This is a genomic window from Fusobacterium perfoetens (assembly GCF_021531475.1).
In the GTDB taxonomy this organism is placed as follows: domain Bacteria; phylum Fusobacteriota; class Fusobacteriia; order Fusobacteriales; family Fusobacteriaceae; genus Fusobacterium_B.
The window spans coordinates 1-23,239 of the sequence record NZ_JADYTX010000035.1 but is presented as its reverse complement, the minus strand read 5'-3'; the positions used below and the strand labels follow the sequence as shown (position 1 = coordinate 23,239).

Here is a 23,239-nt window from a genome sequence, read left to right as displayed (position 1 = left end):
CAACAAAAATAATATTTTAACAATTTTAAAAAAATAATATGTCATTAATATGTCAATTATAGAAAGATTACAAAATATAAAATAAAAAATATAATAAAACAAAAGAATTAGAACAGATAAAAAAATTTTGGAAGAATAGAATCTATGTAGTATAATATAAAATATAAGAATAAAATAAAAAAGGTGATAATTATGGCAGATATAAAATTTGATATAATAGAAAAATTAGGAACAATCGGAGAGGGCTCTAAAGGTTGGTCAAAAGAAGTAAATATAATTTCTTGGAATGGAAGAAAACCAAAAATAGATATAAGAGACTGGGACGAAAATAATGAGAAAATGGGAAAAGGTTTAACTCTTACAAAAGAGGAACTAAAAACATTAAAGGGACTTTTAAATTCTTTAGATATAGACGAATTAGATATTTAATAGAGGTTGTATTATGAAAATTTTTGATATGCACGCAGATATATGGTATGACATTCATAAAAAGAAAAATCAAGGGATTGAAAAAAATCGTTTTAGAGATTATCATCTTGAAAGATTTAAAAAAGGTGAGATTTTTGGTGGGGTTTTCATAGCTTGGTTAGATGATAAATTTTCTAAAGCTGAAGAAGAAAAAGAAATGATGGTAATGATAAATGCCACAATGAATGAAATAAACAATAATACAAATCTATTTCATATTTTGAAAAGTAAAAAAGATTTTGAAAATATATCAAATGAAAAATTAAATGTTCTTATGGGAATTGAGGGACTAAGAGCTATTGGAAAAAATCTTGATTGGTTGGATACTTTTTATAATCTTGGATTTAGGTCGGCAACTCTTACTTGGAATGAAGAAAATGAACTTGGAACAGGAGCTAGAGGAAATACAGAAAGAGGTCTTACAGAATTAGGAAAGTTAGCTGTTAAAAAGATGAATAAACTAGGAATGATAATAGATGTATCCCACGCCAATGAAAAAACTTTTTGGGATATTTGGAAAACTTCAGAAAAACCAATAATTGCCTCTCACTCAAATTGCAAAACTTTATGTGATGTACCAAGAAATCTATCAGATGAACAGATAAAAGCTATTGCTAAAAAAGGTGGTCTTATTGGAATAAATGCCTATGTTGGATTTATAAAAGAGTGTGAATACTCAAAGTCAGAAAAATCTAAAGATATAGATGCGAATAAAAGACCAAACTTAAAAGATTTAGTTGACCATATAGATTATCTTGTGAAATTAGTAGGAATAGATAGCATAGGATTTGGTTTTGACTTCTGTGAATATCTGTATGAAGATGAAACTACAAATCCAATTGGTTTAGAAAATTGTTCAAAAGCTCAAAATATAATACAAGAGCTTAGAAAAAGAGGATATAAAGAGGAAGAAATAGAAAAGTTAGCATATAAAAATTTCTTTGAATTTGGAAAAAAATTCTTTGAATAGACGGGAGGGAAATATGATAAAATTTGGAATCGTTGGAACTAACTGGATAAGTGGAGATTTTGTAGATGCTGTAAAAAGAGATAAAAATTGTAAAATAGTTTCTGTTTATTCAAGACGTGAAGAAACTGGAAAAGATTTTTGCGATAGATATGAGTTAGACATAGAAGTTTTTACTGACTTGGAAAAAATGTTAAAATCTGATTTAGTAGATGCTGTTTATATTGGTTCTCCAAACTCTTTACATGGAGAGCAAGCTTATTTATGTCTTTCAAATAAAAAGCATGTTATCTGTGAAAAACCTGTAACAACAGATTTAGAAATTTTTGATAAAAATGTAAAACTAGCTAAAAAGAACAATGTTGTTTACATGGAGGCAATGAAAACAACTTTCCTTCCAAATATGAAAGTTTTAAAAGAAAATATTGGCAGAATAGGAAAAATAAGAAATGTTATATTTAATTATTCTCAATATTCTTCAAGATATGATAAACTTTTAAATGGAGAACTTACAAATGTTTTTGATCCAAAATATCATGGAGGATCATCATTTGATTTAGGAGTTTATCCACTTTATGTGGCACTTTATCTTTTTGGAGAACCACTATCTTTCACAGCTAGAAATATTATGGTTTCTTCAGGAGTTGACGGAGCGGGAACAATAATTTTAACATATGAAGATAAAATAGTAACTATTGTTCATTCTAAAATTTCTCAAACTTATACAAAGAGTGAGATTTTAGGAGAAAAGGGAAGTATAGTTATAGATGATATTTCAAGACTTAAGAGTATAAAACTTGTAATGAGAGAGGGAGATTCAGAATATTTAACTCTTCCTCAAAGTACAAATCAAATGGTTTATGAATTAGAGGAATTTTTAAAACTTATAAAAGAGGAAAAAAATGAATCAAATATAAATACATTTGATATTTCAAGAAAATCTGTTGAGATTTTATCAAGAGTGAGATATAAGGTATAGGAAATGGAAACAAAACATAAAAATATAATGGTACTTGGAACATCTTCAGGAGCTGGAAAAAGTCTTATAACTACAGGACTTTGTAGAATTTTTTATAAAGACGGTTATAAAGTCTGTCCTTTTAAAGCTCAGAATATGTCAAGAAATTTTGGAATAATAAAAGAAAATAAAAAAATAGCAATCTCTCAAATTTTACAAGCCTATGCTTGTGGAATAGAGCCTGAGCCTTGGATGAATCCAATTCTCCTTTTACCAAAGGGACAAGGAAATATAGATATAATTTTGGGTGGAGAATATTTTTCATCGACTACTGGGGAGGAATATTCTAAAGATAAAATAAAATTTAGAGATTATCTAAAAAAATTTTATGAAAATGCCAAAAATTATGAAATCTGTGTTCTTGAGGGAGCAGGTAGCCCTGTTGAGATAAATATAAAAGAAAATGATATCGTAAATATGAATATGGCAAAACTTGTAAATTCTAAAGCAATCCTTGTGGCTGATATTGATAGAGGGGGAGTTTTTGCATCAATTTATGGGACTTATATGCTTTTAGATGAAGATGAGAAAAAACTTTTAAAAGGTATAATTATAAATAAGTTTAGGGGTAAAAAAGAAATTCTTCAAAAGGGAATTGATGAGATAGAAAGTCTTACAGGGATAAAAGTCTTAGGAGTTGTCCCTTATGAAAATATTGACATAGAAGATGAAGATGGACTTATTTCAAAAAGAGATACAGAGGATATAAAAAAAAGATGTGGTGAAAAAACTTTTGAAGAGTATCGAGAGGAACAATTTAATAAACTAGAAAATTTACTTAGAGAAAATGTGGATATTGGTTATATCTACAAAATATTGAATGGAGAAATTTAGATGTATTTTGCAGGAAAATATATAATTGCCTATGGGTTAGATTTGATATTTGGTGACCCAGAATTTTTGTATCACCCAGTAAGAGCTATAGGAAAATTAATAAAGATATTAGAGAGTAGACTTTATGATTTAGAAAATAAAAGATTTGCAGGGGGGATACTTGTATTTATAACCCTTGTGGTAACATTTCTTGTATCATATTTATTTTCATTTTTTACACTGACTGAGATTTATTTTTTATACACAACTCTTGCTACAAAATGTCTTGGTGATGAGGGGTTAAAAGTCTATAAAATTTTAAAACTGAAAGATTTAGAAAAAGCTAAAAAACAACTTTCTTATCTTGTAAGTCGTGATACAGAAGAGATGGACGAAAGACAGATAATAAGAAGTGTCATTGAAACTATCTCAGAAAATACAACAGATGGAGTAATAGCACCAATGTTTTTTGCAATAATTGGAAGCTTTTGTACTTGGCACGGAGTAGGACTTGCTCTCCCTTTCGCAATGACTTATAAAGCAATAAATACTATTGATTCTATGATAGGTTATAAAAATAAAAAATATAGAGATTTTGGAACTGTTGGAGCAAGGTTAGATGATTTAGCTAATTTTATTCCTGCTAGATTAGGTGGAATGATAATAGTTATAGGAGCTTTTCTATTAGGGTATAATTATAAGGAAGCTTTTAGAATTTATAAAAGGGATAGACTTAATCATGGAAGTCCAAACTCTGGTCACAGTGAATCTTGTTTTGCAGGAGCTTTAGGATTACAATTTGGTGGAAAAACAAAATATTTTGGAAAAGTTTATGATAAACCAACTATCGGGGATAGAAAAAAAGATTTTACATTGGAGGATATTTTAAAGGCAAGAAAACTTTTATATGTGTCTTCATTTGTGGGACTTGTTATTTTTATAGTTTTATCAATTATAGGTAATTTTTTAATTAAGTTAGGTGGTTTATAATGGATTTACACGGAGGAAATATATATAAATTTCAAAGAGAGGGAAAAAAAGATATATTAGATTATAGTTCTAATATAAATCCTTTAGGAGTTCCAAAAACTCTTATTGATGAGATTAGTCAAAATTTTTCTCTTTTAGAAAGATATCCAGATATAAATTATATAGACCTTAGAAAAAGTATAGGAAAGTATAACAAAACAGATTTTGAAAATATTTTAGTAGGAAATGGTGCTACAGAGATTTTATTTTTATATATGAAAGCCCTAAATCCTAAAAAAACTCTTATTGTTTCTCCAACTTTTGCAGAATATGAAAGAGCCTTAAAAAATACAGATAGCGAAATCAGTTATTTTCCATTAAAAAAAATAGAAGAAGAAAATAAAAAATATTTTGATTTTGATATAGAAGATTTAAAAGAAAAAAGTTTAGGATTTGATTTAATAGTTCTTTGCAATCCAAATAATCCAACAGGAAGTTTTGTAGAACTTTCAAAAATAAAAGAATTGAATGAGTTTTTAGAACAAAATAAAATAAAACTATTTATTGATGAATGTTTTATAGAATTTATAGCAAATTGGCAAAATAAAACGTCAAATATATTAAGAAGTAAAAATATTTTTATTCTGAGAGCTTTAACTAAATATTTTGCACTTCCGGGGATTCGTTTAGGGTATGGAATCTGTTATAATAAAGATATAATAGATAAGATAAATAGTATAAAAGAGCCTTGGACAGTTAATGCTTTCGCAGATCTTGCTGGAAAAATAATACTAGAAGATAGAGAATACATAGAAAAAACAGACAGATGGATAGATGAAGAGAGAAGATATTTTATTAGTGAATTAAAAAAAATTGGTACAATAGAAGTCTTTGAAACAAGCACAAATTTTATTCTGTTGAAATTAAAAACTACTACCTCAGAAAAATTTTTAGAAAAAATGTTATCAGAGGGAATTTTAGTGAGAAATGCTAGTAATTTTAAGTTTTTAGATAATACTTATGTAAGAATAGCAATAAAAGATAGAAATAAAAATTCAATTTTTCTAAAAAAGTTAAAAAAAATATAATTTTACTTGAAAAAAAAATTAAAATGTGGTATCCTATCTTATCTTAAAATTATGCCTTAAAAGAGAAGCTTATATAATAATCATAATAAGGGTGATTAGTTTCTACCTGCAACCTTAAATTGCAGACTATAAGTTTTATCAGATGGTAAATTTTTATTTACTCGATAAAAAAATATATATAGACTTCTTTTGTTTTGTGTTAATGGTTGGTGTAATCATTTTTAAAAATAAAGGAGATAAAAAGGTGTTTTTTGTTTTTCTTGAAAAGAAAAGGAAGTATTATTTAGATTTTTATAACAATAGAGATATTTTATGCACTAGGAGTGTGGACATAGGTTAATTATGTCCAAGTTTCTTAGTGCATTTTTTTATTTAACATATATTTAAAGTTTTTTAGGAGGGGTTGAGATGCCTAGAGTTGGTGTAATAATGGGAAGTCGTTCAGATCTTCCTACAATGGAAAAAGCTGTTGAGATGTTAAAAAGATTTGGTGTTGACTACGAGGTAAAAATAGTATCTGCACATAGAACACCAGAATTAATGTTTGAGTATGCAAAAACAGCTAAAGAGAGAGGATTAAAAGTAATAATAGCTGGAGCAGGGGGAGCAGCTCACTTACCAGGAATGGTATCTAGTCTTACTCCATTACCAGTTCTTGGAGTTCCTGTAAAATCTAGAGCTTTAAGCGGACAAGACTCACTTCTTTCAATAGTTCAAATGCCTGGAGGAATTCCTGTTGGAACTTTAGCTATTGGAGAATCTGGAGCTAAAAATGCTGGTATAATGGCAAGTGAAATTATAGCTCTTATGGACGAGGAAGTTGCAAAAAAAGTAGATGAATTTAGAAGAGAACAAAGAGATCAGGTTTTAGAAACAAGTGAGGTAGAAATATAATGTTGATAGAAAAAGGTAGCACAATAGCAATCCTTGGTGGAGGACAACTTGGAAAAATGCTTTGTGAAAGTGCTAAAATCCAAGGATATAAAACAATGGTATTAGAACCATCACCATCAGCTTGTGCTAAATATGTAACAGATAGACACTTGGTAAAAGCTTATGATGATAAAGATGCTTTAATAGAAATAGCAAAAGAATCAGATGTAGTAACTTATGAATTTGAAAATGTAACAGCAGAATCAATAAATATATTAGAGGCAAATGGAGGATATGTTCCTCAAGGAATAAGACCGCTATATATAAGCCAACATAGATTTAGAGAGAAATCAAGTATCAATAATCTTGGAATAAAAACAGCTAAGTTTGAAGAAGTAACAGATAGTGAAAGTTTAGACAAAGCAATAGAAATTATTGGTTACCCAGCAATTTTAAAAACTTCTATGGGTGGTTACGACGGAAAAGGACAATGGGTAATCAGAACAAAAGAAGATTTAGAAAATGCTAAAAAAGATTTAGAAAAAAGAGAATATATATTAGAACAAATGGTAGATTTTCAATGTGAGCTTTCTTGTATCGCAGTAAAAAGTACAGATGGTTCAATTGGAGTTTTCCCAGTTGTTGAAAATATTCATAAAAAAGGAATCTTACATATAACAATAGCTCCTGCAAGAATAAGTGAAGAAATTCAAGAAAAAGTAAAAGATATTACAAAAAAAATAATAGATGGACTTAATTTTGTAGGACCTTTAGCAATAGAATATTTTTATGGAAAAGATGGAGAAATATATGTAAATGAAATGGCTCCAAGACCTCACAACTCAGCTCACTATACTTTAGATGGTTGTGATAAATCTCAATTTGATCTTCATATTGAGGGAATATGTGGAAAAAAATTAACTGATCCAAAACTTTTACATAAAAGTGTAATGTTAAATATTTTGGGGCAAGATGTAGAAAGAATAGAAAAAGCTAGCTTAAGAGAAAATGAGTTTCTTCATATGTATAATAAGGGAGAAGCTAAAGTAGATAGAAAAATGGGACATTTAAATCTAATTGGTGAAGATTTAGAAGCTTTAATAAAAAGAGCTGAAGAGTTAGCAAAATAGATTTTATTAGTAAAAAAATTAAAATATAAATTTTTGGAGGAAAGATGGATAAAAGAATTTTTGTTTCTAAAAAACAAGGGTTTCAAGTAGAGGGAGAATCTATACTAAATGAATTAAGAGAAAATCTTTATGAAACAGGATTAGAAAGAGTAGAACTAATCAATGTTTATGATGTTTTCAACTGTGACGAAGAAGATGTTAAACTTTTAAAATCAAAAGTTTTAGCAGAAGCTGTTACAGATAATGTTTATGACGAAGTTGATTTAGCTGGAAAAACTTTCATAGCTATTGAAAACTTACCAGGACAATATGACCAAAGAGCTGACTCAGCAGAACAATGTTTAGTTCTTTTAAATAGTAAAGATACAGTAAAAATCAAAAGCGGAAGAATAGTTGTTCTTTATGGAGAAGTTAAATCTTTAGAAAAAGTTAAAAAATATTTAATCAACCCAATTGAAACTAGAGAAAAAGATTTATCTGTACTAGATAATACAGAAGATTTTAAAGTTGAGCCAGTACCAGTATTAGTTGGATTCAATGACTATACAGTTGAAGAATTAGAAAAATTCTTAAATGATAATGGACTTGCTATGACTTTAGCAGATTTACAACATATTCAAAACTATTTCAGAAGTTTAAAAAGAAATCCAACTGAAACAGAAATAAAAGTTTTAGATACTTACTGGTCTGACCACTGTAGACATACAACTTTTGAAACTTTCTTAAAAGATGTAAAAATAGAAAAAGGTCAAATGACAGAAGCTATCCAAGCTGCTTATGAAAAATATTTAAAATTAAGAGAAGAAGTTCACGGAAATAGAAAACCTATGACTTTAATGGATATGGGTACTATTGGTGGAAAATATATGAGAAAAATCGGAAAACTTGATGACTTAGAAGTTTCTGAAGAAATAAATGCTTGTAGCGTTGAAGTAGACATCGATGTTGATGGAAATACAGAAAGATGGTTATTAATGTTTAAAAACGAAACTCACAATCACCCAACAGAAATTGAACCATTTGGAGGAGCAAGTACTTGTATCGGTGGAGCTATAAGAGATCCATTATCAGGAAGAGCTTATGTTTACCAAGCAATGAGAGTTACTGGAGCTGGAGATATTTGTGAAAAAGTAGAAGATACTATGGAAAACAAACTTCCACAAGTAAGAATTTCTAAAGGTGCAGCTCATGGATACGCATCTTATGGAAACCAAATCGGACTTGCTACTACATTTGTAAAAGAAATCTATCACAATGGATATAAAGCAAAAAGAATGGAAGTTGGAGCAGTAGTAGGAGCTGTTAAAAAAGAATATGTATTAAGAGAAGAACCAGTACCTGGAGATATAATCATAGTTCTTGGAGGAAAAACAGGAAGAGACGGTGTTGGAGGAGCAACAGGATCTTCAAAAGAACATAACGATTCATCACTTACTAAATGTTCATCAGAAGTTCAAAAAGGAAATGCTCCAATAGAAAGAAAAATCCAAAGAGCATTCAGAAATCCAGAAGTTACAAAACTTATAAAAAAATCTAACGACTTTGGAGCTGGAGGAGTTTCAGTTGCAATAGGAGAGTTAGCTAGAGGAATAGAAGTAAACTTAGATAAAGTTACTGTAAAATATTTAGGACTAAGTGGAACTGAATTAGCAATCAGTGAATCTCAAGAAAGAATGGCAGTTGTAGTGGCTCCAGAAAATGTAGAAAAATTTGAAAACCTAATGAGAGAAGAAAACTTAGAAACAAGTGTTGTTGCAAAAGTAACTGAAAAAGAAAACTTAGTAATCAACTTCAGAGGAGAAACAATTGTTGATATCGAAAGAAGTTTCTTAGATACAAACGGAGTTAGACAAGAACAAAACGTTGAAGTAAAAGCTCCAGAAGTAGTAGATGTATTTGCATCTAACAAAACAGGAGATTTAAAAGAAAACTTAGTTGCTACATTAAAAGATATGAACGTGGCATCTCAAAGAGGTATGGTAGAAATGTTTGACGCTACAGTTGGTAGATCAACAGTTCAAATGCCTTATGGAGGAAAATATCAATTATCTGAAACTGAAGCAAGTATCCAAAAATTCCCTACAAAAGGATTTACAAATACTGCATCAATATTATCATTTGGATTTAACCCATATATCTCTGAAAAATCTCCATATTTAGGAGCTATCTATGCAGTTGTTGAATCTTTAGCAAAAGTAACAGCTGTTGGTGGAGATTATTCAAAAGCTAGACTTACTTTCCAAGAATATTTTGAAAAACTTGGTAAAAATCCAGAAAGATGGGGTAAACCATTTATGGCCATCTTAGGAAGTATCGAAGCTCAAGTTGAATTTGGAACTCCAGCAATCGGAGGAAAAGACAGTATGAGTGGAACATTCAAAAATATAGATGTACCACCTACATTAATCTCTTTTGCTGTAGTAACTGAAAAAACTCAAAATATAATATCATCTGAATTAAAAGCAGAAGGAAATTATATCTACTTAGTAAAACCAGAATACAATAAAGATTTCACACCAGTATATGAAACTTTAAGAACTAACTTTGCAAATGTAAGAGCTGAAATTTTAGCAGGAAACATCGTTTCTTCATCAGTAGTTAAATTTGGTGGAGTTGCTGAAGCAGTTATGAAAATGACATTTGGAAACAAACTTGGAGTTAATGTAGAAACTACTGAAAACTTATTCGACTTAATGCCAGGAGCAATAATTGTTGAATCTACAAAAGAATTAGGATTTGGAACTTTACTTGGAAAAGTAGAAGGAACTACAATAAAAATTAATGGTGTAGAATTAGGAATAGATGAAGCAATAGCTACTTGGGAAGAAAGATATGCTAAAATTTATCCATATGAAGCTACTAAAAAAGCAAATGGTGAAGCTATAAAACCAACTGAGAAAAAAGGAAATATGGTTCAAAAAGCATCTAAACTTTATGATGAACCAAAAGTTTTAGTAATGGCATTCCCAGGAACAAACTCTGAATATGATACAGCAAAAGCATTTGATAGAGCTGGAGGAAAATCAGAAATATTTGTTATCAATAACTTAACAGTAAAAGATATGGAAGAATGTATCGACAGACTTTCTAAAAAAATATTAGAATCTCAAATCATCGCAATCCCTGGAGGATTTAGTGCTGGAGACGAACCAGATGGTTCAGGTAAATTTATAACTAACATATTACAAAATCCAAAAATTAAAGAAAGCATCAATAAATTCTTAGCAAACGAAGGATTAATGTTAGGAATTTGTAACGGATTCCAAGCTTTAATAAAATCTGGATTACTTCCTTATGGAGATATGGATATGTTAAATGAAAACTCTCCAACATTATTTAGAAATGACATTAACCGTCACGTTTCAAGAATGGCTACAACAAGAATAGCATCTAACTCTTCACCTTGGTTATCATCATTTGAAATTGGAGATATGCATTCAATAGCAATCTCTCACGGAGAAGGAAGATTTGTTGTAAGCGAAGAATTTGCAAAAGAATTATTTGAAAATGGACAAGTAGCAACTCAATATTGTGACTTAGAAGGAAATCCTTCACTTGATCCAAAATATAACTTAAACGGTTCTTACTACGCAATAGAAGGTATTACTTCTAAAGACGGAAGAATCTTAGGAAAAATGGGACACTCTGAACGTTACGAAGAAGGAGTATTCCAAAACATCTACTTTGAAAAAATGCAAGATATATTTGCTAACGGAGTAAATTTCTTTAAAAAATAGTATTAAACATTATTGATAATTTTATAAAATTTTAACTTAAGGAGAAAAAAATGAGCAAAGAATATATGGAAAACAATATGAGTAGCCAAAAATATATGGAATCAGGAGTAAACTTAGAAGCTGGTTATGAATCAGTTAGAAGAATAAAATCTCACGTTGCTAGAACAAAAGTTAAAGGTGTAATTGATAGTATTGGAGCTTTTGGAGGAATGTTTGATTTATCAGCTTTAGGATATAAAGAACCAGTTTTAATCAGTGGAACTGATGGTGTTGGAACAAAATTAATGCTTGCATTCAAAATGGATAAACACGATACAATAGGACAAGACGTTGTAGCTATGTGTGTAAACGACGTTTTAGTACAAGGAGCTATGCCAATATTCTTCCTTGATTATGTAGCTGTTGGTAAAAACTTCCCAGAACAAATAGAACAAATCGTTAAAGGTGTTGCAGATGGTTGTGAACTTTCTGAATGTGGATTAATCGGTGGAGAAACTGCTGAAATGCCAGATATGTACGAAGTTGGAGACTATGATTTAGCTGGATTCTGTGTGGGAGTTGTAGAAAAATCTAAATTAATAACTGGAGAAAAAGTTAAAAAAGGAAATAAAGTAATAGGACTTCCTTCAACTGGAGTTCACTCAAATGGATTCTCTCTTGTTAGAAAAATAGTTATGAAAGATAATAACTTAGATTTAAACGGATATAGAGATGTATTTGATGGAAAATCTTTAGGAGAAGCTTTACTTACTCCAACAAGAATCTATGTAAAAACAATAAAAAGATTATTAGAACAAGTTGAAGTTAATGGAATGTGCCATATAACTGGTGGAGGATTCTACGAAAACGTACCAAGAATCATACCTCAAGGACTTTGTGCAAAACTTGATACTAAAGCAATAGACACTCCAAAAATCTTCAATTTCTTACAAGAAGTTGGACAAGTACCAAAAGAAGAAATGTACAATGTATTCAATATGGGAATTGGATTTATGATAATTGTTGACGAAGATAAAGCTGACAAAACTATGGAAGTTTTAAAATCTTTAGGAGAAAAACCAGTTCTTTTAGGAGAAGTTGTAGAAGGAGAAGAGGGAGTAGACTTAGTATGGTAAGAGTAGCCGTATTTGCATCTGGAAATGGAGGAAATTTTCAAAGCATAGTTGAAACAAGTAGAACTTACGAAGAAAAAAATTATGAAGTAGAGCTTTTAATAGTTGATAAAGCATCTGCTTATGCAATAGAAAGAGCAAAAAAATTAGGAGTGCCACATTACGTGGTACTTCCTAAAAGCTTTTCTTCAAAAAAAGAATATGAAGAAAAAATTATAGAAATTTTAAAAGAAAATAAAATAGATTTAGTGGCTCTTGCAGGATATATGAGAATTATTTCTCCTGTACTTTTAAATGAATATAAAGATAAAATAATAAATATCCACCCAGCATACTTACCTAATTTCCCAGGAAAAGATGGTATAGGAGATGCTTTTAGAGCTGGAGCAAAAGAAACAGGAGTTACAATCCACTATGTAGATGAAGGTGTTGATAGTGGAAAAATAATCTATCAAGAAAAATTAGTAATTGAAAAAGATTGGGATTTAGAAAAATTAGAAGAAGAAATCCATAAGATAGAACATAGAATCTATCCAGAAACTTTAAGAAATTTATGTAAGAATTTTTAGGAGGCTATAAAATGAAAAGAGCTTTAATAAGCGTTTCAGATAAAACAGGAATAGTAGAATTTGCAAAAGAATTATCTTCTTTAGGGTATGAAATAATATCAACAGGTGGAACTAAAAAATCTTTAGATGAAGCTGGAATAAAAACAATAGGAATTTCTGATGTAACAAAATTCCCTGAAATGATGGACGGAAGAGTAAAAACTCTTCACCCAAATGTACACGGAGGTCTTCTTTGTGTAAGAGATAATCCTCAACATATGAAAGATTTAGTAGACAACCATATTGAACTTATAGATATGGTAGTTGTAAATCTATATCCATTCAAAGAAACTTTAAAAAAAGGTGGAACTCACGAAGAACTAATTGAAAATATAGATATCGGTGGACCAAGTATGTTAAGATCTGCTGCTAAAAACCATAAATTTGTAACTGTTTGTGTTGATCCAGCTGATTATCAAAGAGTTTTAGATGAAGTAAGAGCTAACGGAGATACTACTTTAGAATTTAGATGTGAATTAGCTGCAAAAGTATTTAGAACAACAGCTGCTTATGACGCATTAATCGCTAACTACTTAACTTCTAAACTTGGAATAGAATATCCTGAAAAATTAACTTTAACTTATGAAAAAGTTCAAGATTTAAGATATGGAGAAAATCCTCACCAAACAGCAGCATTCTATGCTACTCCAATGACTGGATACTCTCTTGCAAGTGCAAAACAACTTCACGGAAAAGAATTATCATATAACAACATTCAAGATGCTAACGGAGCAATAGAAATCTTAAGAGAGTTCTTAAACTCTGGTAAAAAAGCTGTAGTTGCTGTAAAACATACTAACCCTTGTGGAGTAGGAATTGGAGATACATTAAAAGAAGCTTGGGATAGAGCTTACTCTGCTGACCCAATTTCAATATTTGGTGGAATAGTTGCTACTAATGAAGTTATAGATATAGAAGTTGCAAAAGAATTACATAAATTATTCTTAGAAATAGTAATTGCCCCAGGATTTACTGATGAAGCATTAGAAATATTAATGGCTAAGAAAAATATAAGACTTATGACTTTAGATATTGATCAAGAAATCTACAATAAGAAAAAAGTTGTAGGAGTAAATGATGGAATACTTTTACAAGATGTAGACTTTGGAGAAGTTAAACCTGAAGACTTAGTATGTGTAACAGAAACTAAACCAACTGAAGAAGATATCCAAGAATTATTATTCGGATGGAAAGTTGTTAAAAATGTTAAATCAAATGCAATCGTTGTAAGTAAAAATAACCAAACTTTAGGTGTTGGAGCTGGACAAATGAACAGAGTAGGAGCTGCTAAAATAGCTCTTGAACAAGCTGGAGAAAAATCAAGAGGAGCTTATTTATCTTCTGATGCATTCTTCCCAATGCCAGATACAGTTCAATTAGCAATAGAATATGGAATCAAAGCTATAATCCAACCAGGTGGATCTATAAAAGATCAACTTTCAATAGATGAATGTAACAAACATGGAATAGCAATGGTATTCACAAAAATGAGACATTTCAAACACTAATTTTTGGAAAAGAGGAGATAAGATGAAAGTATTAGTTATAGGAAAAGGTGGAAGAGAGCACGCATTAGCTTGGAAAATTAATCAAAGTCCACTAGTAGACAAAGTATACGTAGCTCCTGGAAATCCTGGAATAGAAGAGTTTGGAGTTAATGTAAATATAAAAGATAGCGATATTGAGGGATTAGTTGAATTCGCTTTAAAAGAAAAAATAGATTTAACAGTAGTTGGACCTGAAACAACTTTAGCTCTTGGAGCTGCTGATGCTTTTGAAGCAAAAGGTTTAAAAATATTTGGACCAAAAAAAGCTGTTGCAAGACTTGAAAGTAGTAAAGATTTTGCAAAACAAATAATGGAAAAATATAACGTTCCAACAGGAGCTTACAAAACTTTTGATAACAAAGAGGAAGCTTTAGCTTATGTTAATCAAAAAGGAGCTCCAATCGTTATAAAAGAAGATGGATTAAAAGCTGGTAAAGGTGTAACAGTGGCTATGAAAATAGAGGAAGCTTATGAAGCTTTAGATATAGCTTTTGATATACCAGGAAATAGAGTTGTAATAGAAGATTATCTTGATGGATTTGAATTTTCTCTTATAGCTTTAGCTCACAATGATAAAGTTATTCCATTAGAAGTTGGACAAGATCACAAAAGAGTATTTGATGGGGATTTAGGACCTAATACTGGTGGAATGGGAGTTTATTCTCCAGTAAAAAGAGTAACAAAAGATATAATTGATGCAAGTGTTAATGAAATAATAAGACCTACATTAAAAGGATTAGTTCAAGAGGGATTACCTTTCACAGGATTTATTTTTGCAGGAATTATGGATACTAAAGATGGAGTTAAAACTATTGAGTTTAACGCAAGATTCGGAGATCCAGAAGCTGAATCAATTTTACCTAGAATGGAAAGTGATTTAGTACAACTTATCCTTGATATAATGGATGAAAAAGAAACTCCTGTAAAATGGTCTGAAAAAACGACTTGTGGTGTTGTAATGGCATCAGAAGGATATCCAGCTAGTTCAACTGTTGGAGCAGAAATAGTTATTCCAGAAGGAATAGAATCACAAATCTTCCATATGGGAACTAAATTAGAAGATGGAAAACTTTTAACAAATGGTGGAAGAGTTTTAATAGTTGTTGGAGAAGGAAATACTCTTCAAGAAGCTAAAGAAAAAGCTTATGCTGATATTGAAAAAATAAAATGTGATAAATTATTCTATAGAAAAGATATTGGTGCCAAAGATTTAATTGATTAAAAAATTAATTTTATTGTAGTAAAAATATAAAAAATATGATATAATGACAAAAACACAAAAAAAGAGGCTGTTTAAATTAATCAGCCTCTTTGTTAAAAAAGTTTAATTAAATTTTTAATATAAAGGAGAAAGAATTCAATGGATACAATGAATGGAAAAATAGTAAAAGAAGCAATAACATTTGATGACGTATTATTAATACCTGCAGAATCTAATGTATTACCTCAAGATATTAATCTAAAAACTCAACTTACAAAAAATATCACTTTAAACATTCCTATTATTAGTGCTGCTATGGATACTGTTACAGAAGCTGATTTAGCAATAGCTCTTGCTAGACAAGGTGGACTTGGATTTATCCACAAAAATATGACTATCGAAGAACAAGCTAAAGAAGTAGACAAAGTAAAAAGAAATGAAAGTGGAATGATTCAAAACCCTATCACATTAACTAAAGATCATACTTTAGGAGATGCTGATGATTTAATGGGACAATATAAAATATCTGGATTACCAGTTGTTGAAGAAGATGGAAAATTAATCGGTATCATCACAAACAGAGACTTAAAATATAGAAAAGACTACGACACATTAGTTGCAGATGTTATGACAAAAGAAAACTTAATAACTGCACCAGTTGGAACAACTTTAGATCAAGCTAAAGAAATATTACTTTCTAACAGAATAGAAAAACTTCCAATAGTTGATGACAACGGATACTTAAAAGGATTAATCACAATAAAAGATATAGACAAAATAGTTGAATATCCAAATGCTTGTAAAGATGAACACGGAAGATTAAGAGTTGGAGCTGCTGTTGGAATCGGAAACGATACAATAGAAAGAGTTACAGCTTTAGTTAATGCAGGTGTTGACGTAATTACTATGGACTCAGCTCACGGACATTCAGCTGGAGTTATAAGAAGAGTAAGAGAAATCAGAGAAGCTTTCCCTAACTTAGAATTAATAGCTGGAAATATAGTTACAGCTGAAGCAGCTCTTGCTTTAATAGATGCAGGAGTTAACGCAGTAAAAGTTGGAATCGGACCTGGATCTATCTGTACAACAAGAGTTGTTGCAGGAGTTGGAGTACCTCAACTTACTGCAGTAAACGACGTTTACCAAGTATGTAAAGAAAGAGGAATCGGAGTTATAGCTGACGGAGGAATTAAACTTTCTGGAGATATCGTTAAAGCTTTAGCATCTGGTGCTGACTGTGTAATGCTTGGAGGAATCTTAGCGGGAACTAAAGAAGCGCCTGGAGAAGAAATAATATATGAAGGAAGAAGATATAAAGTTTACGTTGGAATGGGATCTCTTGCAGCAATGAAGAGAGGATCTAAAGATAGATACTTCCAAAACGATGCTAAAAAATTAGTTCCTGAAGGAATTGAAGGAAGAATCGCTTATAGAGGAGACTTAAAAGACGTTATATTCCAATTATGTGGAGGAATCAGAGCAGGAATGGGATATTGTGGAACTCCAACAGTAAGAGAACTTCAAGAAAGAGGAAGATTTGTTAAAATAACTGGAGCAGGATTAAGAGAAAGTCACCCTCACGATATCCAAATTACTAAAGAAGCTCCTAACTATTCTTCTAAATAATTAAAAGAATAATATAAAAATAAAGCTGTGCGAGATTATTTGCACAGCTTTTTTGCTATTAAAATTAAAAATATTTATAAAAATTTTTCTATTGCCATTTTTGCTATTGTGATGAAAGAAACAGCTATAAAAAATGGTCTTATAAATTTAGATCCCTTTTTGATTGCGTATTTTGCTCCACATTGTGCTCCTATAAACATAACAAATCCTACAAGTATAGAATAAAGATAAGAAACATTTCCAAAATAGATAAATGCTATAAGGCTTGCAATATTAGCTATAAGATTTAAAACTTTTGCATTTCCAGAGGCTTTTATAAAATCAATCTTATAAATTTTTAGAAGTCCAAATAATAAGAAAGAACCTCCACCTGGTCCAAAGAATCCAATGTAAAAACAAACGATAAATGACATAAAACTTCCAATTATATTATTTTTTAAGGTAATTCCTTGAAATTCATCTTTGATTCCCATATTTTTATTCATAAAAGTGTAAATAATAACTGCGAGTAACATAATAAAAATAAGAGGTTCAAGAACTTCCTCACGTGTATTTGAAACTACACAAGTCCCAAGTACAGATCCGATAGCTCCTGTAATCATTGGATATTTTAGAAGTGAAAAATTAATATTTCCAGATGTAAAATATTTTACAGCACTTCCAAGAACAGAAAAACTTGCTGCCATCTTGTTAGTTCCCATAGCCACATGAATAGGAAGTCCAGAGGCTACAAAGGCAGGTACACTTATAAGTCCTCCACCACCAGCAATAGCATCAACAAAGGCTGCTATAAAACAAGTTATGGATAAAAAAAGAAAAGTTTGAATATTAAATTCTGCAAGAAAAATATCAAGCATTGAAATTTCATCTCCCCAATAAATTTTATAAGATTTTTAATATATTATATATTATTTTTTTTATTTTTGTAAAGAGAATAAAAAAGGTGCTAATACCTTAAGGATATTAACACCTAAATAATTTATTTTTTTGCCACCATTTTAGGAGCATTTTTAAAATTCTATTATTTTAAAATTATAAAATATAAAAAGTTATAAAATGTAGCAATTATTCCCACTCTACAAAGATAGATTTTTTATAGCTTCAAACCCTTATTTTATGGGCATTTTATTTTTTCTATTTTTGTCATTTTTTTATATTTTATAGGTTTTTAAATTTTTTACGGCCATTTTACGGCCAAATATAATTTCAATATTTTAAAAATTAGTTTTAAAAAAGCCTACACTTCTTTCAGTTGAAAATTCAAATAAAAAATCTAAACTACAATCTTCATTAGCATCATAACTTACAACTAAATCATTATCAAAAAAATATTCATATCTTATTTCAGAAGGAAACTCATCAATTTCAGTGTTTAAAATATACTTTTCTCCTGTTGTTTTAATAATTGTACAATCATAATATCCTTCTGAAATATAAAATAAATCTTTTCCGTTATCTATCACTTTTCCATATCTGTAACAATCTATTTCATCTTTAAGTTTTTTTGAGATGGTTTCAATTTCTACATTATATTTTATACAAAAATCTTTTAAACTAATATCCTCATCTAATACCTTTATACTTATATTTTTCATATTATTCCCCCATAAGATATTTAATACTAAATTGTTAGATTATTTTTTACCACTTTAGTAATAAGCCACAGCTTTTTTTCCGTCAAAAACTAAACCAATTTTTATTATCTCTTTTATTTTTTCATTTATCAGTATCGTTTCATATTTCTTTTCTTCTATCTGTTCAAGAGCTTTTTCTGCCTCTTTCTCAAGATTTTTAGTTTTGGCTCTTTTTAATTCAAACACATATCCTGACCATTTTTTATTTTTTGGTATTAATACTATATCAGCTCTACCATATCCTGTTTCTGGGTTTGGAATCATTCTATAATAATCATCTAAGGCATAGAAAAATCCTGCAAGTAATGTTTGATATGGATTTTCAAATTTTTTATTTGTATCATAGAAACTTATTGCATTAAGTACAACTTTTTCTAAAATGTTTACGATAGTGTTTATATCTTTACTTTCCAAAGCACCTTTCATACTTGCTATATTACTTTTTCCTTTAAATACTATTTCTGCAAAAAGACTTTTGAAAAATGATTGTATCTCTTTATTAGGAATTTTTACTAAATATGCCTCACTGTTTATTTTTTCTTTTACAGTTAAATATCCAGAGAAAAGCATAAGCTCCCAAAGTCTGTTTGGGTCTAAATTATTTCCTAAAGCTACATTCTCATTAACATATATAGTTTTTTCATGTCCGTTTACTAAATTATCCAAATCTTCAAAAACTATTCCGTCTGAAATAAGTAATAATTCTTTTATTAAAACATTTCCTGAGGTATTTATCCAATAGGCTTCCAATTTTTTATATTTTATATATTTTAAAATGCTCCATGGATTATATACTTCTATATTTCCAAATTTATATCCGTCATACCATAATTTAACATCTTCTAATCTGTCTTCAGACTTATATTCTAATAAAGCATTTTCTACTTCATTTTCCAAAAGCCCAAAATATTCATCATATGCTTCATCAAGTATTGTATGGGTTTCAATATTATTAAGATCAGAGAATATTCCTGCCTGAGCTACTCTTATTGCTCCTGTAAGTACTCCCATTTTTAGACTTGAATTAGTTTTTAAAACAGAGCCATATAAGCTCTTAAAGAAAATAACAGCTATGTCATAAAAACCATATTCATAAGCCATAGTAAGAGGAACATCATACTCATCAATAAGAACTATAACTTTTTCGTTATACTGTTCTTCTAATATCTCACTTAAAAAACTTAATGCACCACTGTAACTTCCATTAATTTCTTCAAACCAAATTTTTTCAAATTTTCTTTTATTTCTTTCATTCAAAGAATTTTTTAAATAGCTATATTTTTCATATAAGTTAGATAAATTCTCTCTTATACTTTTTTGCATTTCTTCCCAAGTAGTTCCTTTTATTTCTTTCATAGAAACAAAAACTACTGGGTATTTTCCCTGCTCTTTAAATACAGGAGAATTTTTTATATATAAACTATCAAATAATTGTCTATTTTCTTCAGCCTCTTTTATATCAAAAAAAGTTTTCAGCATAGACATATTAAGAGTTTTTCCGAATCTTCTTGGACGAGTGAATAGTTTTACTTTTGCTCCATCATTAAAAATTTCTTCTATAAATTTAGTTTTATCTATGTAAAAATAATTATCTGATATTAATTCTTTGAAATCCTCTATCCCAATAGGAATTTTTTTCATGCCTACACCTCTTTTCTTTTAGTTTCTATATATAGTATATCACAAAAATTTTTAAATTTTATGATATTTTCCATTTTCTTTTTTATAATTAATTTAGGTTTCAAAATTTCTTTTAATATTGTAATAACTAAGGTTTATTTATTATATACAAAATACAGCATATAAAGGAATGCTTTTTATATTATTTTCAAAACTAAAGTTCTTGCTTGAAACTTTCACAGCATACTCTGGTTTATATTTTTTCATATAAGTTTCAAGGATCTTTGCTCTTGTGTTATCTGCTGATTTAACTTCCACAGGAATTATTTTTCCCTCTCTCATTATTATAAAGTCAACCTCTGATGTTCCTTTTGGAGCTTTCCAATAATATTGAGTGTATTCGTTAATATTTAGATGCACATTAACATAATTCTCTGTCATACCACCTTTGAAATCATTTGATAGATACAAAATATCTTCAGGAACTATCTCTTTCTTAGCACATAAAAGCCCTATATCTGATATATAAATTTTGAATGAATCTATATTCTTATAGTTTTCCAAAGGTTTCTGTATATCTTCAAGACCATATATTTTAGAAGTTATTCCTGACAAAGTAAGCCACTCTATTGCATTTTCAAATTCAGAAGCTCTCCCTCCACTTTTAACTAATTTATATTGAAATCTTGTATTTTCTTTAGAAAGCTGAACTGTAATATTATCATAAACGAGTCTTGTCTTTTTAATTTCATTTGTTACATTATATTTGCTCATATCATTAAGATAACTTAATAAAATCATTTCTTGTGTATGTCTGATTAAAGTGTAGTTTCCTGTTTCTCTGAACTTACTTACACGTTCAGGCATTCCGCCAACGACTAAATATTTTCTGTAATATTCCATTGCAATATCATGTAAAACTGATGGCATAGGTGTATTTTCTTCAAAAGATTTTTTTATAGCTGCTATAAGTTCATCTTCTCCCATTGCCATTAAAAATTCTTCCATATCCATAGAATATAAAGTTTTTATATCAACTTTACCAACAGGAAAAGAAATTTGCTGTCTATTTACTGCAATTCCCAATAAACTTCCTGCAACTATTATATGATATTCTGGAGCTTGTTCACAGAAATATTTAAGTGAAGTCAAAGCTCTTTCACAAAGCTGTATCTCATCAAAAAAAATAAGAGTTTTTTCTTTTATGATAGTTTGATTAGAAAGCCTTGAAAGAATTGGAATTAAATAATCGGGATTTATATTTTCTTCAAAGGTTTCTTTCAGCCTTATATCCGTTTCAAAGTTAAAGTATGCTACATTTTCATACTCATTTTTTCCAAATGTAAGAACAGAATGAGTTTTACCCACTTGTCTTGCACCTTGTAAAATAAGGGGTTTCCTATATAGAGAATTTTTCCAATTCTTTAAATATTCAAAAATTTTTCTATACATAAAAATTACTTCCTTTTTTTATTTACATTATATCATTTGTGGATAAAAATGTAAATCTTAACGAATAAATAACATTTATTCTGATGAGTTTTTAATTAATTTTTTCATTTTAATAAATAAATTCTTTAATCATTCTATAAATAATTCTTGAAAGTCTTGACTTTTTTGTAAAAATATGATAAAATCGGAATGCTTCCATAAGCTAAAGCAATTACAGCATTCCGATAAAAGATTATTATTGTGGGCGGAGAAATTTTTATTCTTCTACCTTTTCTATTTCCATTTTTTCAAATTCTTCTTTCATCTCAAGCATACATTCATAAGTATCTTTTAAAATTATTCCCCAAGCAGATTCACAGATTTCTATTATTTTTCTAGTTCTTGTTATAGCTCCCTCTCGTGTTTTAGTATTTTCTATAACTTTTTTTAATGCCATTTTTAATATTTTATAATCATAGATGTCTTCTTTATTTTCTATAATAAATAATTTATAATTGAATGTAAGACCCGCTTTCTCTCTTTCTTCTTCCAATTTTTTGGCTAATTTTTCAGTTGCTTCTTCATAAATTTTGTCAATCTCTACAAAATCTAAAAAATTTTTAAAGATGTATTTTTTATATTGATAATAATAACTTCTTAAGATGTTAAGATTTTTAAATTTCTCTACTGAAAAACTATTTCGGTCAATATATTTTGAAACTTCACATCTCATTCTATGTGGCAAATCAGGATAATTTATTAAAATTTCATCAAATTCTTTATTTGATGTTTTTCTAAAAATATTTTCATATTGATTATAAATCATTAATCTATGGTTGTAAGCACTAGTACATTTTGTATCAGCAAAAGTTAAACTCTCTTTTTCTCCAGTTTTTAATTCTATTATACCTTTAGTAGAAGAATTTGGGTATTTTTTAGAATAGATTAAGGCGAATATTTTAAAAATATTGTCATAAGCTCTTAAACTATAGTTATTCATATTGTAAGTAAAAGGAATATCTACTCTTGTTAATATAATTTCAACATCATCTCCAAACTTACTGCTTACCCTATTACAGAAATGTTCATTAACTTCAAGACACTCTGATTCTTTAGTTATTAAATAAGCATTAATTCCTTTAAAAAATCTTGGATAAGAAATTTTAATAAGGAAATTTCCTCCCTCTACTACTTCTTTTACATCACAATAAGTAAATCCATAATAGCTTTTTATATTATTAAAATATTTTTTAATATTATCTATTTTTGTTATATCCTGTATTCCAAGCATTAATTTTACTGCTATTGTATCCATTGTATTTCTCCTCGTATAATATTTATATAATAATTTTTTAATTATTAAGCTATTTTAATTTTTATGTAATATACTGTTATTA

General features: G+C 29.0%; 19 protein-coding genes and 1 riboswitch. Of the genes, 14 read left to right on the top strand and 5 right to left on the bottom strand.

Annotated elements, in window-relative coordinates:
• The first annotated feature begins 192 nt into the window (after window positions 1-192).
• The 14 genes from I6E15_RS08135 to guaB all read left to right on the top strand — a co-directional run bounded on the left by I6E15_RS08135 (window position 193) and on the right by guaB (window position 17,157).
• On the top strand, window positions 193-429 hold the full coding sequence (locus I6E15_RS08135) for a YdbC family protein (protein ID WP_177161484.1): 237 nt from the start codon (window positions 193-195) through the stop codon (window positions 427-429).
• Window positions 430-442: 13 nt separating this feature from the next.
• Window positions 443-1,438, top strand: coding sequence for a dipeptidase (locus I6E15_RS08130; protein ID WP_235247327.1), 996 nt, complete (start codon window positions 443-445; stop codon window positions 1,436-1,438).
• A 13-nt stretch (window positions 1,439-1,451) separates the two neighbouring features.
• Window positions 1,452-2,414, top strand: coding sequence for a Gfo/Idh/MocA family protein (locus I6E15_RS08125; RefSeq protein ID WP_235247326.1), 963 nt, complete (start codon window positions 1,452-1,454; stop codon window positions 2,412-2,414).
• Between the two features lie 3 nt (window positions 2,415-2,417).
• Window positions 2,418-3,287 (top strand): cobyric acid synthase, encoded by an 870-nt coding sequence (locus tag I6E15_RS08120; RefSeq protein ID WP_235247325.1) that lies wholly within the window; start codon window positions 2,418-2,420, stop codon window positions 3,285-3,287.
• Entirely contained in the window at window positions 3,288-4,256 is a 969-nt protein-coding gene (gene cbiB, locus I6E15_RS08115) for an adenosylcobinamide-phosphate synthase CbiB (RefSeq protein WP_235247324.1), read from the top strand.
• Window positions 4,256-5,323 carry a pyridoxal phosphate-dependent aminotransferase gene (locus I6E15_RS08110; RefSeq protein ID WP_235247323.1) on the top strand — a complete coding sequence of 356 codons (1,068 nt, stop codon included), beginning with the start codon at window positions 4,256-4,258 and terminating at the stop codon, window positions 5,321-5,323. The genes cbiB and I6E15_RS08110 overlap by 1 nt, the downstream gene beginning before the upstream one ends.
• 49 nt (window positions 5,324-5,372) lie before the next feature.
• Window positions 5,373-5,472: riboswitch (purine riboswitch) on the top strand.
• 259 nt (window positions 5,473-5,731) lie between these two features.
• Window positions 5,732-6,217 (top strand): 5-(carboxyamino)imidazole ribonucleotide mutase, encoded by a 486-nt coding sequence (gene purE / locus I6E15_RS08105; protein ID WP_235247322.1) that lies wholly within the window; start codon window positions 5,732-5,734, stop codon window positions 6,215-6,217.
• Complete coding sequence (purK, locus tag I6E15_RS08100; RefSeq protein ID WP_235247321.1) at window positions 6,217-7,326, top strand: 5-(carboxyamino)imidazole ribonucleotide synthase; 1,110 nt, start codon at window positions 6,217-6,219, stop codon at window positions 7,324-7,326. Before purE ends, purK begins: the two co-directional genes overlap by 1 nt.
• A gap of 44 nt (window positions 7,327-7,370) precedes the next feature.
• Entirely contained in the window at window positions 7,371-11,063 is a 3,693-nt protein-coding gene (locus tag I6E15_RS08095) for a phosphoribosylformylglycinamidine synthase (RefSeq protein WP_235247320.1), read from the top strand.
• Between the two features lie 50 nt (window positions 11,064-11,113).
• Window positions 11,114-12,178, top strand: a complete 1,065-nt coding sequence (gene purM, locus I6E15_RS08090) for a phosphoribosylformylglycinamidine cyclo-ligase (RefSeq protein WP_235247319.1) — start codon at window positions 11,114-11,116, stop codon at window positions 12,176-12,178.
• Window positions 12,172-12,744 carry a phosphoribosylglycinamide formyltransferase gene (gene purN / locus I6E15_RS08085; protein ID WP_177161476.1) on the top strand — a complete coding sequence of 191 codons (573 nt, stop codon included), beginning with the start codon at window positions 12,172-12,174 and terminating at the stop codon, window positions 12,742-12,744. The genes purM and purN overlap by 7 nt, the downstream gene beginning before the upstream one ends.
• Before the next feature lie 11 nt (window positions 12,745-12,755).
• A complete protein-coding gene (gene purH, locus I6E15_RS08080; RefSeq protein ID WP_177161475.1) occupies window positions 12,756-14,291 on the top strand; it encodes a bifunctional phosphoribosylaminoimidazolecarboxamide formyltransferase/IMP cyclohydrolase in 1,536 nt (511 codons plus the stop codon).
• A gap of 22 nt (window positions 14,292-14,313) precedes the next feature.
• Complete coding sequence (gene purD / locus I6E15_RS08075; RefSeq protein ID WP_235247318.1) at window positions 14,314-15,552, top strand: phosphoribosylamine--glycine ligase; 1,239 nt, start codon at window positions 14,314-14,316, stop codon at window positions 15,550-15,552.
• A 147-nt stretch (window positions 15,553-15,699) separates the two neighbouring features.
• Window positions 15,700-17,157 (top strand): IMP dehydrogenase, encoded by a 1,458-nt coding sequence (guaB, locus tag I6E15_RS08070; RefSeq protein WP_177161491.1) that lies wholly within the window; start codon window positions 15,700-15,702, stop codon window positions 17,155-17,157.
• A 74-nt stretch (window positions 17,158-17,231) separates the two neighbouring features.
• Here the strand turns inward: guaB and I6E15_RS08065 are convergent, their stop codons facing one another.
• From I6E15_RS08065 to I6E15_RS08045, 5 genes are all read right to left on the bottom strand, one after another.
• Window positions 17,232-18,014 (bottom strand): sulfite exporter TauE/SafE family protein, encoded by a 783-nt coding sequence (locus tag I6E15_RS08065; RefSeq protein WP_235247317.1) that lies wholly within the window; start codon window positions 18,012-18,014, stop codon window positions 17,232-17,234.
• 357 nt (window positions 18,015-18,371) lie between these two features.
• Window positions 18,372-18,752 carry a hypothetical protein gene (locus I6E15_RS08060; protein ID WP_235247316.1) on the bottom strand — a complete coding sequence of 127 codons (381 nt, stop codon included), beginning with the start codon at window positions 18,750-18,752 and terminating at the stop codon, window positions 18,372-18,374.
• Window positions 18,753-18,806: 54 nt separating this feature from the next.
• Window positions 18,807-20,432: an AAA family ATPase gene (locus tag I6E15_RS08055; RefSeq protein WP_235247315.1), complete on the bottom strand. Its 1,626-nt coding sequence runs from the start codon at window positions 20,430-20,432 to the stop codon at window positions 18,807-18,809.
• Between the two features lie 141 nt (window positions 20,433-20,573).
• The gene (locus I6E15_RS08050) at window positions 20,574-21,863 is read right to left on the bottom strand and encodes an ATP-binding protein (RefSeq protein ID WP_235247314.1); all 1,290 of its coding nucleotides are present in this window, start codon (window positions 21,861-21,863) and stop codon (window positions 20,574-20,576) included.
• A 256-nt stretch (window positions 21,864-22,119) separates the two neighbouring features.
• On the bottom strand, window positions 22,120-23,157 hold the full coding sequence (locus I6E15_RS08045; RefSeq protein WP_235247313.1) for a hypothetical protein: 1,038 nt from the start codon (window positions 23,155-23,157) through the stop codon (window positions 22,120-22,122).
• Between the last annotated feature and the right edge of the window lie 82 nt (window positions 23,158-23,239).